The sequence below is a fragment of the Oleiphilus sp. HI0132 genome, assembly GCF_001635845.1.
In genome coordinates, this window is the sequence record NZ_LWGJ01000860.1 from 1 (window position 1) to 376 (window position 376).

Consider the following 376-nt stretch of genomic DNA (forward strand, 5'->3'; position numbering starts at 1 on the left):
TAGTTACTTATCTGCTGGGGGGTATCAGTACAACTCACTGTAGGGTGGCCGCTATAGCCACAAGGGCATGGGTTCATTGCTGCAATTAACTGAAAGTCTGCCGGAAATGTCAGGCTCGCACTGGCTCGGGAAATTCTGATCTCCCCACTTTCAATCGGCTCCCGAAGTACTTCAAGCACCGAGCGTGCATACTCTGGCAACTCATCCAAAAACAATACACCATAATGGGATAAGGATATTTCACCAGGCTTTGGCTGTGCGCCACCACCAACGAGCGATACGGAAGAAGCTGTATGGTGAGGAGAACGAAAAGGCGCTTGCATCATCAAGCCCGGTTTTCTGGGAATACCCGCCAGCGAATAGATTGAGGCCACCT

The 376-nt window shown here is 50.8% G+C and carries 1 protein-coding gene; it reads right to left on the reverse strand.

What is annotated here, in order from left to right:
* A partial coding sequence (locus A3766_RS09680; protein ID WP_197479495.1) for an ATP-binding protein occupies positions 1 to 376 on the reverse strand: 376 nt, incomplete at both ends.